Annotated in this window: 13 protein-coding genes; 3 read left to right on the top strand and 10 right to left on the bottom strand. The window is 67.7% G+C overall.

Annotated elements, in window-relative coordinates; translation table 11 throughout:
* Nucleotides 1-19: 19 nt before the first annotated feature.
* Entirely contained in the window at nucleotides 20-550 is a 531-nt protein-coding gene (locus ABD260_RS17030) for a YbhB/YbcL family Raf kinase inhibitor-like protein (RefSeq protein WP_344234545.1), read from the top strand.
* On the opposite strand, the gene ABD260_RS17035 is transcribed toward ABD260_RS17030, so the two are convergent.
* The 5 genes from ABD260_RS17035 to ABD260_RS17055 form a co-directional block, all read right to left on the bottom strand.
* On the bottom strand, nucleotides 540-980 hold the full coding sequence (locus tag ABD260_RS17035) for a hypothetical protein (RefSeq protein WP_344234546.1): 441 nt from the start codon (nucleotides 978-980) through the stop codon (nucleotides 540-542). The genes ABD260_RS17030 and ABD260_RS17035 overlap by 11 nt on opposite strands.
* A complete protein-coding gene (locus ABD260_RS17040) occupies nucleotides 964-1,254 on the bottom strand; it encodes a YchJ family protein (RefSeq protein WP_344234547.1) in 291 nt (96 codons plus the stop codon). The genes ABD260_RS17035 and ABD260_RS17040 overlap by 17 nt, the downstream gene beginning before the upstream one ends.
* A 79-nt stretch (nucleotides 1,255-1,333) precedes the next feature.
* The gene (locus tag ABD260_RS17045; protein WP_344234548.1) at nucleotides 1,334-2,296 is read right to left on the bottom strand and encodes a DNA glycosylase AlkZ-like family protein; all 963 of its coding nucleotides are present in this window, start codon (nucleotides 2,294-2,296) and stop codon (nucleotides 1,334-1,336) included.
* Nucleotides 2,297-2,338: 42 nt separating this feature from the next.
* On the bottom strand, nucleotides 2,339-2,656 hold the full coding sequence (locus ABD260_RS17050; protein WP_344234549.1) for a hypothetical protein: 318 nt from the start codon (nucleotides 2,654-2,656) through the stop codon (nucleotides 2,339-2,341).
* A gap of 956 nt (nucleotides 2,657-3,612) precedes the next feature.
* On the bottom strand, nucleotides 3,613-3,984 hold the full coding sequence (locus tag ABD260_RS17055) for a MerR family transcriptional regulator (protein WP_344234550.1): 372 nt from the start codon (nucleotides 3,982-3,984) through the stop codon (nucleotides 3,613-3,615).
* 97 nt (nucleotides 3,985-4,081) lie between these two features.
* Here ABD260_RS17055 and ABD260_RS17060 point away from each other — a divergent pair, with 97 nt between their 5' ends.
* Together ABD260_RS17060 and ABD260_RS17065 are read left to right on the top strand one after the other, a co-directional pair.
* Complete coding sequence (locus tag ABD260_RS17060; protein ID WP_344234551.1) at nucleotides 4,082-4,396, top strand: DMT family transporter; 315 nt, start codon at nucleotides 4,082-4,084, stop codon at nucleotides 4,394-4,396.
* A 387-nt stretch (nucleotides 4,397-4,783) separates the two neighbouring features.
* A complete protein-coding gene (locus ABD260_RS17065) occupies nucleotides 4,784-5,110 on the top strand; it encodes a DMT family transporter (RefSeq protein WP_344234552.1) in 327 nt (108 codons plus the stop codon).
* Between the two features lie 838 nt (nucleotides 5,111-5,948).
* Here ABD260_RS17065 and ABD260_RS17070 read toward each other — a convergent pair.
* The 5 genes from ABD260_RS17070 to ABD260_RS17090 form a co-directional block, all read right to left on the bottom strand.
* Nucleotides 5,949-6,833: a carbohydrate ABC transporter permease gene (locus tag ABD260_RS17070; RefSeq protein WP_344234553.1), complete on the bottom strand. Its 885-nt coding sequence runs from the start codon at nucleotides 6,831-6,833 to the stop codon at nucleotides 5,949-5,951.
* Nucleotides 6,833-7,792 (bottom strand): carbohydrate ABC transporter permease, encoded by a 960-nt coding sequence (locus tag ABD260_RS17075; RefSeq protein ID WP_344234554.1) that lies wholly within the window; start codon nucleotides 7,790-7,792, stop codon nucleotides 6,833-6,835. Before ABD260_RS17075 ends, ABD260_RS17070 begins: the two co-directional genes overlap by 1 nt.
* A complete protein-coding gene (locus ABD260_RS17080; RefSeq protein ID WP_344234555.1) occupies nucleotides 7,789-9,072 on the bottom strand; it encodes an ABC transporter substrate-binding protein in 1,284 nt (427 codons plus the stop codon). The genes ABD260_RS17075 and ABD260_RS17080 overlap by 4 nt, the downstream gene beginning before the upstream one ends.
* Nucleotides 9,073-9,291: 219 nt before the next feature.
* The gene (locus ABD260_RS17085; protein ID WP_344234556.1) at nucleotides 9,292-11,466 is read right to left on the bottom strand and encodes a 3-hydroxyacyl-CoA dehydrogenase NAD-binding domain-containing protein; all 2,175 of its coding nucleotides are present in this window, start codon (nucleotides 11,464-11,466) and stop codon (nucleotides 9,292-9,294) included.
* Complete coding sequence (locus tag ABD260_RS17090) at nucleotides 11,463-12,683, bottom strand: acetyl-CoA C-acetyltransferase (protein ID WP_344234557.1); 1,221 nt, start codon at nucleotides 12,681-12,683, stop codon at nucleotides 11,463-11,465. Before ABD260_RS17090 ends, ABD260_RS17085 begins: the two co-directional genes overlap by 4 nt.
* Between the last annotated feature and the right edge of the window lie 49 nt (nucleotides 12,684-12,732).

Genomic DNA, 12,732 nt, shown 5'->3' on the forward strand with positions numbered 1-12,732 from the left:
AGATCCCGGAGGATCACAGATGTCGCTCGATCGCCCTGTCGCCCCGGACCCCTACGAGCTGCTGCCGCGGGCCGGTTCGTTCGCCGTCACCAGCGCGGATGTCACCGACGGCCGGCCGCTGGCGGACGCGCATGCCTTCGCGGGCGGGAACACCTCGCCGCAGCTCAGCTGGTCCGGGTTCCCTGCGGAGACGAAGGGTTTCGTCGTCACGTGCTTCGACCCGGATGCGCCGGTCGTATCGGGGTTCTGGCACTGGGTGCTGGTCAATCTCCCGGCAAGCGTCACGGAGCTCCCGGCCGGCGCGGGCAGCACCGACCGCCTCGACAACGGCGGTTTCCACGTCCGGAACGACTTCGGCACCAAGAACTACGGCGGCGCCGCCCCACCCGCGGGCGACCAGGTCCACCGGTACTACTTCGTGATCCACGCAATCGACGTGGAAGCCCTGGACGTGGACGCCGACGCCACCCCCGCCGTCGTCTCCTTCAACCTCGCCTTCCACACCCTAGCCCGAGCAATCATCACCCCGACCTACCAGATCACGCAGTAGCCGTCCCGGGTTTCTCGTACTGCTCGGCCCAGCGGGTGATCCGATACGCGGCGCTGTCCACCGGCGGCGGATCCCCGCTGAGCTCAGTCGACGACAGCTTGGGCGAGAACAACAGCTGGTCGACAACGCCCGAGTGCCGGTGGATCTCCAGAACGATGTTCCCGAGCGGTTTGTAGTCGAACCGCGCTGACGTGATGTCTGCCCGCGGGATGCGCCTGGTGCCTACGAAGCCGCGAAAGATCAGCTCTTCGTCCGTCAGCCGGAGGTCGACGCGCCACACTCTGGTCAGCAGGACGAGGGCGAGCGGGATCGTCGGCCAGAACTCTGGCAGGATCGCGGTTGTCACGATCGCCGCGATCAGCGGGACCACGGCCAGGGTTCGTTCGACCCGGCCCGCGCGCCAGTGGTGGGGGTCAGAGGGCGGCGACATAGACCCATTCGCCGGATTCGCGGGTGAAGGTGCTGTTTTCGTGCTGGATGCCGGTGGTGTAGTGCGCGTTGAACTCGACGGTGCCTTCGGTGTGGAAGGCGGTGCCGCCGGTCGTACCGAGGATCTCCAGCCCGGTCCAGATCCGGCTCGGGAAGTCGATCCGGGCCGGGCGGGTCGTACGCGACCAGGTCTTCTGCAAGTACGCCGCGTCATGCCGTACGAAGGCGCTGTACCGCGACCGCATCAACTCCTCGGCGGTGGACGCCGTCGTCACACCACGGTGCAGTCGCCCACAACAAGCGTCATACGAGGCGTCGCGACCACAGGGACAGTTGGGAAGAGCAGCCATACGGCTAATTGTCCCGCATCAGCTGAGGGCCCGACCCAACCGGCATCCCCGCGACCTCCTCCTGAAGGGCGTCACGTGCGGTCGTGGTGATGGGCTCGGCGAGGCGTACGCTCACCCGCCCGCCCTTCCGGCCCCACGCACCGACGATGCGACCGTCGACCATCAGACCGTTCGGGTGGAACGTGTCCGCGGCACTGGTCAGCCGCCGCAGACCGGGCGCGATGAACCGACCCTCACGATCCCGTCCGAACAACCGAAGATCAGACGCGACAAGCAGCCGTACGCCCCGCGGCGTGGTTGCCGTGTGCAACCGTTCCTCGTCCGCCGCCGGCACCCACGCCGGTACACCGTCAACTTCAACCTCGACGAACTCGTGCGCGACCTCGCCCCACACGGTCCGCGCATCGCCTGCCGACAGACCCGACCACCACGCGAAGACCTTCGGCGTCGTCGGGCCGAAGGCGTGTACGTGTCGTCGGCACAACTCGGCCCGCGCATCCCGTACGTCGAGCACCGGCCGCAGCACCTCGCGTGCCCAGAGCGACGTGGTGTCCCATCGCAGCGCGATCCGACCGCTGGCGCATGCTTCCCGCAAGCCGTGTACGCCCGCGCCGCGCCGCTCCTCGCCATCGAGGACCGCACAAACCTGCTCGGCGAGGTTCTCGATCCTTCGTGCCGCAGCCTGATCGAGCGGCATCCGGCCGAGCGTGAACACGCCGAAGTCGCGCGCCGGTAGGACGTACACCGCCGCGCGCGGGCTGTAGGTCTGCAGGAAGGCTGGGTGCTCCCAGTCGGCTGGTTGGCAACCTGACATCCGCGCGTACAAGCCGAGTAGTGCGTCTCGCGGTGCGGTGTCTTGCAAGCCGGCGTACGCCGCCTGTTCGTGTGATTCCGGTGGGAGGCGGGCGGTCAGGTGGTTGGTGCGCAGGCGGTAGGCGATTGCCTGGGCGCGGGTGACGGTTCGCATGCGTTGAACGTACGCAGGAAACACGTCATCGGGTGGCTTGATTTAGCGGAAGGCGGCGACCATGTACAGGCTGATCGCGAGGGCCAGTACGGAGAAGGCGGCCCCGACCACGGCGAGGGGTTTGCCGGCGCGGCGGCCGGTCAGGCCGACGACCGCGAGCCCGATGCCGGTCAGGGCGAAGGGGACCGCCGCGTACTGCCGGAAGCCGGTCATATCCGCCGGGACAAACGGAGCTACCACCGCTGCCAGCCCGACCAGGAGCGCCAGCGCACCGAACACCGCCGACCCAACCCGCTCCCGCGCCCCCGGCACCGCCGCCCACTGCGCATTGCTCTGCGGCCGCGCATAATCAGGCCACAAGTGCTGCGGCGCCCCGTACGCCGACTGCCCATTCTGCCCCGCCCCGTACTCGGGCCCGGAGTGAGGCGCCGAGTGCAGACCCCCGCGAGACGCCGCGTAAGGCGGCTGCGAAGGCGCAGCGTGAGGCGGCTGCGAAGGCGCCACATGAGGCGGCTGCGGAGATGCAGCGTGAGGCGGCTGCGAAGGCGCCGCATGAGGCGGCTGCGGAGATGCAGCGTGAGGCACATGCGGAGATGCAGCGTGAGGCGGCTGCGGGGGTGCCGGGTGGTTGCGATCGGGTTCTGGCTGTGTCATGCCTGCTCCACACTCGAGTCGACCAACTGCCCGTCACCACCCACGGACACCAACACCACCCAGACGCAACAACCCCCACCCCGGTTCCCACCCCCCAACCCGCAACCTGCAAACCCGCACGCCAACCCCGCCCACAACCCATCCCCCACCGCAGAACCGCACGCACCCGCGGTCCCCCACGACCGCTCCGCGCACAGCTCCCACCGCGGGTCCGCGAGCAACTCGCGGTCCCGCACGACAGCTCCGCGCACAACCCATCCCCACCGCAGAACCGCGCGCAACCCGTCCACCAGGTCCGCCTGCAACCCGCCGTCCCGCACGACAGCTCCGCGCACAACCCGTTCCCACCGCAGAACCGCGTGCCACCCGTCAACCACAGGTGCGCATGCAACCCGCCGTCCCGCACGACAGCTCCGCGCACAACCCATCCCCACCGCAGAACCGCGTGCCACCCGCCAACCACAGGTGCGATGCAACCCGCCGTCCCGCGCGACAGCTTCGCGCACAACCCGTTCCCACCGCAGATCCGCATGCACCCTCGGTCCCGCACGACGGTTCCGCGCACGACCCGTCTCCACCGCAACCGCGCGTGCAACCTGTCCAGCGCAGGTCCGCGTAGGACTCGCGGATTCGTACGGGGGTTCTGTTGCCGGGCGGCGGGGTCAGGCGGTTGCTGCGGTGATTGTTAGTGCGGTGCTGGTGTCTCGTCTGAGGGCGTCCAGGACTTCCAGTTCGCGGTCGAGCTCTCGGCGTCTTTCTTCCAGGCGGTGGACTTGTTGGGCGAGCAGCAGTTCCAGTTCGCCGGTGCGCTCCTCGGGTGGGGCTTCGAGGCATGGGAGGAGTTCTCCGATGGTCACGCTACCCAGGCCGGCCGCCAGCAGGTGCTGGATCATCACGACGCGCTCGATCATCGTCGGGTCGAAGTCTCGCCAGCCACCAGCCGTACGCCCGGAGCGGATCAGACCCTGTTCCTCGTAGTACCGCAACGACCGGGTACTGACGCCGCTCGCCTCCGCGAGTTCACCAATGCGCATGCTTCCTCCCGGGCCCAAGTGTTGCACCTGACACCAATGTGAAGTTGCACGCTGAGGGGGTCGAGCTGCCCGCTCGAACGATCCTGAAAGGACGAGCATGCACTGGCTCTACCTCACCGTCGCCGTCTTCTTCGAGATCGCGGTGGCGATCTCGGCGGGAAAGGCGAACGGCTTCACCCATCGCGGCTGGACGATCACGACTCTTGTCACGGGCGCGCTCGGTACGTACGCGCTGAGCCGCGCCCTCCTGACCTTCCCGATCGGCACCGGGTACGCCCTGTGGACCTCACTGGCCGGCGTGGGGATCACGCTCCTCGGCGCCCTCGTCTTCCACCAGCAACTCACCTGGCGCAAGGCCGTGGGCATCGCCCTCGTCATCACCGGCGTCGTCGGCCTCCAACTCACCAGCTGACCCACCCCGAAGGACCCACCCATGACCACAAACCCCTCCCCCACCAACCACTCCACCAACACACCCACCAACCCCACCGCCAGCCCCGCCGCCAACACCACCGCCATCCGCTCCGGCAGCGCAGCCGCCAATCACTCCAGCAGCGCAGCCGCCAACCAGCCGAGCGGCATACCCACCGGCAGCACTTCCTCGGGTAGCAGACGCGCTAACCGCTCCGCCAGCACGCCCGCTGACAACCCCGCAAGCGCATCCGCTCACCAATCCGCCGACCCCGCTGCCAGTACATCCGCTGGCCGATCCGCCAACCCCGCCGTCATCCAGTCGGCCGGTCCATCCGCTGAACACTCTGTCGGCAAGAGCGGTGGGGGTCGTGCTCAAGGGTGGCCGATGCTGCTGCTGGCGGGTGGGTTCGAGATCGGGTACGCGTTGTCGGTTGGCGGCAGCCATGCCTTCACTGTCTGGCAATGGTCGGTCACCGCGGGGCTGTTCTTCCTGCTCACCCTCTGGGCGCTGAGTCTCGCCCTTCGGACCATCGACGTGGGCCTCGGGTACGCGGTCTGGGCAGGCACCGGCGCCGCCGGCACCGCCCTCCTCGGCCCAGTCTTCTTCCCCGAGACCCTCACCCTCACCAAGGCCCTCTGGCTGACCGTCATCATCACCGGCGTCATCACCCTAAAACTCGCCGATCGCCCCACCACAACAACACCCCGCTGACCGCCCACCGCAGCACCCGCCGCAGCACCCGCCGACCACCCACAGCACAGCCCACAGCCGACCACAGCCGACAGCAGCTCACAGCAACACCCCGCGACCGCCCACACACAGCCCGCAGCCCGCAGCTTCGCCTGGTCGCAGCCCGCAGCCCGCGGCTTCGCAGACCGCAGACCGCGGCCTCGCTGGTCGCGACGTGCGCCGGGAGCCCGGAGACACAGCACCCTGTCGGCCGCCCCGCCGATGCGCACTCCGACCAGCTGACGTCACACCAGGCGAAATCCGCAGCTGAGCATCCGGCCATGCTTGCGGCCATTTCGGTCGTTAACCTCGCGAGTTGTGCGTTCCCCATTCGCATGCGGCAGGTGAAGGGGCGATTTCAGTGGTTAACCCGCTCCCGTGACTGATGTGTGGGTCCGCCGGGGGCTGCCCGATTCGGGGCGGGTTATGCGGGGGCGAGTGGCTGGGCTGTGTGGTGGGTGGTGGGCGGATCGACAGGAGGTGTGGGTTGGTGGGTAGTGCACTTGAGCGTGGAGGGGCCGGGGTGTACGGCGTCTCGGGGGTGCACTACCTGTCGAACTGCCGACAGTTCGATGCGAGCGCGGCCGACCGGTGTCGCGGTTGCAGGTTGGTGCATCGAACTGAGGTACCGCGGGCGGCTGCCGGAGCGCGGACGGCCGGCGGGGACCGCGGGCGGCCGCCGGACTGCGGACACCTGGCGGGGACCGCGGGCGGCTGCCGGACTGCGGACACCTGGCGGGGACCGCGGGCGGCTTCCCGACCGTGGGCACCTGGTGGGGACCGCGGACGGCTGCACCGGCTGTCCGCGGTCCTAGCGAAGTCAGTCCTTGATGCCGGATTGGGTTACGCCTTGGATCAGGTAGCGCTGGAGGAAGGCGAAGATCAGGACCAGTGGGAGGATCGAGACCGCGACCGCCATGAAGAGTTCATGGATGTTGATGGTCTGGGCCGTGATGAACGTGGACATCGCCACCTGGATGGTCCACGAGGACGAGTCCTGGCCGATCACCAGCGGCCAGAGGAACGAGTTCCAGTTGCCGATGAAGGTGATCGCGGCCAGTGCGGCGAAGAACGGCAGCGAGTTGGGTACGACGATGCGCCAGAACACCCCGAAGTACCCGGCCCCATCCACCCGCGCCGCCTCCTCCAACTCACGAGGGAACCCGAGGAAGTACTGCCGGAACAAGAACGCCGCGAACCCACTGAACAGCGTCGGGATGATCAGCCCTCGCAGCGACGACACCCAGCCGAGCGACGACACCACGATGAACGAAGGGATGAACGTGACCGCCCCCGGAATCATCAGTGTCGCCACGATCGCATAGAAGATCTTGTCCGCATGCTTGTACGGAATGCGCGCCAGCCCATACCCGGCCATCGATGCCAGCAGCAACTGTCCGGCCGTACCGAGAATGCCCACGACCGCGGAGTTGTACAAAGCCCGCGCCATCGGTACCTGGGTGTCACTGAACAGTTCCTTGATGTTCCCCCACTGCAAATGCGACGGGAACAACGTCCACGACGGCGCCGTGATGTCCCCCTCGGTGGACAACGCGTTGCGCAGGATCAGGTAGAACGGCAGCAGGAACAGCACCACCGCGACGAACAGCGCGATCCAGCGCAGCACCATGCCGACCCGGCCGAGCGGGCTGCGGCTGAACCCGATCGGCTGCGGGGTTCCGGTCGTACGCTCAGAGGCCGCCATCAGTCGCCCGCCTTTCCGAAGCCGAAAAGCCGGCTCTGCAGCAGTGTCACGATCATGATGATCGCCGCCAGGATCAGCGCGCCGGCCGAACCGTGGCCGAGGTCCTGGATCTGGCCGAGCGAGATCCCGTACAGGTAGACCAGCGGCGGCCGCGCGTAGTTGACGTTGCCGATCAGGTTGTAGAACTCGTCGAACGCCTGGTACGCCGCGATCAGGTTCAGGATCAGGACGGCGACCGAGGTCGCGCGCAGTTGCGGCAGCGTGATGTACCGGAAGACCTGCCACCCGGGCTTCGCACCGTCCACGTACGCGGCTTCGTACAACGTCGGCGAAATCCGCTGCAGGCCCGCGATGAACAGGATCATGTAGAAGCCGAGCTGCAGCCACAACCGGACAGTGATCAGCGGAATCCAGTACCACGGTGGGCTGACCGTCGACAGCCAGGCGATGTTGTCGATGCCGAACCAGCCGAGCACGGTGTTCGCGAGGCCGAACCGGACGCCGTTGAAGATCGACAGCTTCCAGATCAGCGACGCGACCACGTACGAGCAGGCGGTCGGCAGGAAGAACACCGACCGGAAGAACGCCCGCGCGATCTTCACCTGGTTGACCAGCAACGCCAGCAGCAGCGACAGCGCGAACGTCAGCGGCACGATGAACACCGCGAAGATCGTGAACGTCCCCAGGCTGGAGAGGAAGTTCTGGTCGGTGAGCATGTCGACGTAGTTCTTCAGCCCGACGAACTTCGACGGCGTCACCGTGTTGTACGCCTCGAAGAAACTGAGGACCAGGCTCCAGATGATCGGCAGGTACGAGAAGACCAGCAGACCGATCACGAACGGGCCGACGAACACCCAGAACCACAACGCGTTCCCGGCGATCCCCTGCTTGCGGCGCCGCGAACCCCGCCGCGTACCGGTTTCAGCGGATTCGGTACGGTTTTTGGCCGGTGCGCTCATCCGAACAACCGCGACAGCTCGGCGTTGACGGTCTTCTCGGCGTTGGCGATCTCGGCGGCGGGGTCGGCTCCCTTCTTGATGATGTTCGTCAGCATGTCGTTGTACGCGGTGTTCATCTTCGGCGTCCAAGCGGGGTCGTCGGTGTGCCCGTAGTCGGCGGTCAGCTTGACCGTATCGGCCGCGACCCCGCTCTGCAGCTTCGACGCCTTGGCCGCGAGGCTCTTCCGCGGCGGGATGTGGAAGCCGTAGTTCAGCGCCCAGTCCTCCTGGAAGTCCTGCTTGTCGAGCCACAGCCACTTGACGAACTTCTTCGCCGCGTCGACGTTCGGGCTCTTGGCCGAAACGAACTGGGTCCAGCCGCCGGAGTACACGGCCGGTTTGCCTTGCGCGTCAAGCTTCGGGAACGGGATCACTCCCAGATCATCGCCCAACGCCTTCTGCATTCCCGGGACCGCCCACATACCGATCCACTGCATCGCGACCAGGCCCTGGTTCAGCGCGCTCGGATCGGTCCAGTCGGTCGGCGAGCCGAGCAGGATGCTCTTGTCCGCGTACAGCTGGTGCAGCTTGCCGAACGCCTGCGCCGCGCGCGGGTTGCCGAACCCCGGCTTGTGGTCCGCCGTGAGCCGGTCCCCGCCGGACGACCAGAGCGCCGGTCCACCCAGCGCCAGGCCGCCGTCGTTGCCGACGAAGATGCCCTTCACCTTGTTGGTGGTGAGCTCCTTGGCCGCGGCGATCAGGTCGTCGATGGTCTCCGGCGGCTTGATGCCCGCCTTGTCCAGCAGCGACTTGCGGTAGTAGATGACCTGCGGGTCGACGATCATCCGGATGCCGTAGATCTTGCCGTCGACGGTGTTCGTGGCCAGGTCACCGGGCTGGAAGTCGTCCTTGACGTCGGCCATGATGTCGTCCAGCGCGACCACCTGGTTGCTCTTCACCATGCCGATGTTCAGCTGGCTCTCGAAGACGTCCGGACCTTTGCTGGACAGCAGTCCGGAGGAGAGTTTGGCGCCGTAGTCGCCGGGCGTCCACTGCACCGTGACGTTCGCATCCGTGTACGCCTTGGCGTACTTGAGCGCCGCCTGCTGCGTACCGGTCTCACCGTACTGGTGGTACCACTGCGACAGGTTGACCTTGTCGCCACCACCGCCACCGCCGGACGACGGGCGGCCGGTGTTGCCGCCGCAGGCCGCGGTGAAGGCGGCCAGCGCGGCGAGTCCGCCGGTCCGCTTGAGCAGGTCGCGCCGGGTGAGTCCGGCGTTCGGAACATGAGCAGGCATGAATTCCACCTTCCCGAGAGGGAACGTCGCAGGGGTACGACGCACGGTTCCGAGGTACTTAACGGCGTTAAGCATCTCCGAGAGTTGGCACCAGGTACTGCAGGTCAATCGTTGTAGAAGTGCCAGCACAATGGCGCAAAAGCGCGCCCGGCGCAAGACCGGGCGCGCTGTTCTTTGTTCGAATGTGTGGAATTTGCTTGAGTTGGTATCGGCCCGTGATCAGCCGAAGATCTCCCCCGCGGCCGCCTTCCGGACAAGTGCGGCGGGCGGCTCGAAGCGCGTCCCGTACGCCGCGGCCAGCTCGCGTGCCCGGTCGGCGAAGGCGGCCGGGCCGTACGCGTTCACGTACTGCAACGCGCCACCGTGCAGCGGCGGGAAGCCGATGCCGAAGATCGAACCGATGTTCGCGTCGGGTACGGACCGCAGCACGCCCTCGTCCAGGCACTTCACGGTCTCCAGCGCCATCGCGAACAGGAACCGCTCCTGCAGGTCCAAGAGCGGAATCGCCGCGGAATCCGCACCGCCGGCCGCACCGGCCGCAGCCTGCTCGCTCCGGCCGAAGTGCTCCCACAAGCCGGGCCACAACCGCTTCGGACCGTCGGCCGGGTAGTCGTAGAACCCCGCCCCGGCCGCCTTCCCGCGCCGGTCGAACTCGTTGACGAGACGGTCCGTGACCGCCATCCCCGGATGATCGTCGAAGGCCCCCGCGCTGTCCCCGGCCGCCCGGGCCGCGTCGCGGATCTTCTGCGGCAGCGTCAGCGTGACCTCGTCCAGCATCGCCAGCGGCGGCGCCGGGAACCCGGCCTGAGTCGCCGCCCGCTCGATCATGACCGGGTCGACACCCTCCGCAACCATCGCGGCGCCTTCCATCACCAGCGTGCCGAACACCCGCGAGGTGAAGAACCCACGGCTGTCGTTCACCACGATCGGCGTCTTCCGGATCTGGCGTACGACGTCGTACGCCTGCGCGATCGCCCGGTCGGACGTCTTCGCGCCGACGATCAGCTCGACCAGCGGCATCCGGTCCACCGGCGAGAAGAAGTGCATGCCGACGAAGTCGTCCGGCCGGTCGATCCCGTCCGCGAGCGAGCTGATCGGCAGCGTGGACGTGTTCGAGCAGAGCAGCGCATCCGGCTCGACCACGCCGGCGATCTCGGCGAACACCTTCTGCTTCAGCCCGGCGTCCTCGAACACCGCCTCGATCACCAGATCGCAGCCGGCCAGCTCGTTCGGATCTCCGGTCGGCGTGATCCGGCTGAGAAAGGTTTCCACATCAGCGGCCGTCGTACGCCCCTTGGCGACCTGCTTCGCCAGCAGCTTCTCGGAGTACTCCTTACCGCGCGCCGCCGCCTCGAGCGAGACATCTTTGAGCACTACCTCGATGCCGGCCTTCGCGCAGACGTACGCGATCCCCGCACCCATCATCCCGGCGCCGAGCACGCCGACCTTGCGCGCACGATAGGCGGGTACGCCATCGGGCCGCGATCCGCCCGCGTTGATCGACTGCAGGTCGAAGAAGAACGCCTGGATCATGTTCTTCGCGATCTGGCCGGTGGCGACCGAGACGAAATACCGGGACTCGATCCGGGATGCGGTCTCGAAATCGACCTGGCTGCCCTCGACCGCGGCGCTCATGATCGCGCGCGGCGCCGGGTAAGGGGCGCCCTTGAGCTGCTTGCGCAGGTTCGCCGGGAACGCGGGCAGGAAGGCGGCCAGCTTCGGCGAGGATGGCGTCCCGCCGGGGATCTTGTAGCCGTCGCGGTCCCACGGCTGCTTGGCGTCGCCGCTGTACGTCGTGATCCACCGGCGCGCCGCATCCAGCAGCTCGGCCGCCGGTACCACCTCGTCGACGATCCCGACCGACAGTGCGTGCGCCGGCTTCATCCGCTGGCCCTGCAGCAGCACCTTCATCAGTGCGTCCTGCAAGCCGAGCATCCGGACCGTACGCGTCACTCCCCCGCCGCCGGGCAGCAGACCGAGCGTCACCTCGGGTACGCCGAGCTCAATGCGGTTGTCATCGGCAACGATCCGGTGGTGACAGGCGAGCGCGATCTCGAGGCCGCCGCCCAGGGCGGAACCGTTGATCGCGGCAACGACCGGTACGCCGAGCGTTTCCAGCGTCCGCAGCTGCCGCTTGACCAGCTCGATCAGCTCGAAGACCTGGGCGGCGTCCGACGGCTGGATCCGCGAGAGCTGGCGCAGGTTCCCACCGGCGAAGAACGTCGGCTTGGCGCTGGTGATGATCACGCCCTTGAGCAGCGCCTTCTCCGCGACCAGGCGTTCCACGACCGTGCCCATCGCGGCGACGTACGCATCGTTCATCGTGTTCGCCGACGCGTCCGGGTCGTTCATCGTGAGCGTGACCACGCCCGCGTCGTTCTTCCACTCGATCATGCGGACAGCCTCTCGATGATGGTCGCGACTCCCATACCGCCGCCGACGCACAGGGTCGCCAGGCCGTAGCGCAGTTCGCGGCGCTCCAACTCGTCCAGCAGGGTTCCGATCAGCATCGCGCCGGTCGCACCGAGCGGGTGGCCGAGCGCGATCGCGCCGCCGTTCACGTTCACCTTCTCGTGCGGTACGCCGAGGTCCTTCATGAAATGCATGACCGCCGCCGCGAACGCCTCGTTCATCTCGAACAGGTCGATGTCCGCGACGTCCAGGCCGGCGCGGGCCAGCGCCTTGCGGGCGGCCGGTGCCGGGCCGGTGAGCATGATCGTCGGGTCCGCGCCGCTGACGCCGGTCGCGACCACGCGGCCGCGCGGCGCCTGGCCGAGCGCCTCGCCGGCCTTCTCGTTGCCGATCGCAACCAGTGCGGCTCCGTCGACGATGCCGGACGAGTTGCCGGCGTGGTGTACGTGGTCGATGCGCTCGACGGTCAGGTACTTCTCCAAGGCGACCGAGTCGAAGCCGCCGTGCTCACCGATCGCGGCGAACGACAACGGCAAACCGGCCAGCGTCTCGACCGAAGTACCCGGGCGGACCAGCTGGTCGTGGTCGAGGATCCGCAGGCCGTTGCGATCCACGACCGGTACGACGGAGCGCGCGAAATAGCCGTTCGCCCAGGCCTTGGCGGCGCGGGCGTGGGACTCGGCCGCGTACGCGTCGACGTCTGTGCGGGAGAAACCGTCCAGGGTGGCGATCAGGTCCGCGCTGATGCCCTGCGGGATGAAGCCGGTCTCCAGCGCGGTCTCCGGGTCCATCGCCCAGGCCCCGCCGTCGGATCCCATCTTCACCCTCGACATCGACTCGACGCCGCCGGCCAGGATGAAGTCCTCCCAGCCGGACCGGACCCGCTGCGCCGCCTGGTTGACCGCCTCCAGGCCGGACGCGCAGAACCGGTTCAGCTGCACGCCGCCGGTGGTCTCCGGATAGCCGGCCATCAGGACCGCGGTGCGCGCGATGTCCATGCCCTGGTCGCCGATCGGGGTGACCACGCCGAGCACGACGTCGTCGATCGCGGCCGGATCAAGCTCAGGATGCCGGGTCCGCAGCTCCTGCAACAGCCCGGTGATCAGCTGAATCGGCTTGACCTCATGCAGCGCGCCGGCCGGTTTCCCTTTCCCGCGCGGCGTCCGGATCGCGTCGTACAGAAACGCTTCACTGGTCATGGGATTGATTGTGACAGTGGTGCTGTCATGATAGTCAAGTACCGGTCGT

Source organism: Kribbella hippodromi (assembly GCF_039531045.1).
Classification (GTDB): Bacteria; Actinomycetota; Actinomycetes; order Propionibacteriales; family Kribbellaceae; genus Kribbella; species Kribbella hippodromi.

Excerpts from the sequence above, each read along its gene's own strand:
- ABD260_RS17030 (WP_344234545.1), top strand. The coding sequence starts at position 20 with ATGTCGCTCGATCGCCCTGTCGCCCCGGACCCCTACGAGCTGCTGCCG.
- ABD260_RS17035 (WP_344234546.1), bottom strand. The coding sequence starts at position 980 with ATGTCGCCGCCCTCTGACCCCCACCACTGGCGCGCGGGCCGGGTCGAA.
- ABD260_RS17045 (WP_344234548.1), bottom strand. The coding sequence starts at position 2,296 with ATGCGAACCGTCACCCGCGCCCAGGCAATCGCCTACCGCCTGCGCACC.
- ABD260_RS17055 (WP_344234550.1), bottom strand. The coding sequence starts at position 3,984 with ATGCGCATTGGTGAACTCGCGGAGGCGAGCGGCGTCAGTACCCGGTCG.
- ABD260_RS17060 (WP_344234551.1), top strand. The coding sequence starts at position 4,082 with ATGCACTGGCTCTACCTCACCGTCGCCGTCTTCTTCGAGATCGCGGTG.
- ABD260_RS17065 (WP_344234552.1), top strand. The coding sequence starts at position 4,784 with ATGCTGCTGCTGGCGGGTGGGTTCGAGATCGGGTACGCGTTGTCGGTT.
- ABD260_RS17070 (WP_344234553.1), bottom strand. The coding sequence starts at position 6,833 with ATGGCGGCCTCTGAGCGTACGACCGGAACCCCGCAGCCGATCGGGTTC.
- ABD260_RS17075 (WP_344234554.1), bottom strand. The coding sequence starts at position 7,792 with ATGAGCGCACCGGCCAAAAACCGTACCGAATCCGCTGAAACCGGTACG.
- ABD260_RS17080 (WP_344234555.1), bottom strand. The coding sequence starts at position 9,072 with ATGCCTGCTCATGTTCCGAACGCCGGACTCACCCGGCGCGACCTGCTC.
- ABD260_RS17085 (WP_344234556.1), bottom strand. The coding sequence starts at position 11,466 with ATGATCGAGTGGAAGAACGACGCGGGCGTGGTCACGCTCACGATGAAC.
- ABD260_RS17090 (WP_344234557.1), bottom strand. The coding sequence starts at position 12,683 with ATGACCAGTGAAGCGTTTCTGTACGACGCGATCCGGACGCCGCGCGGG.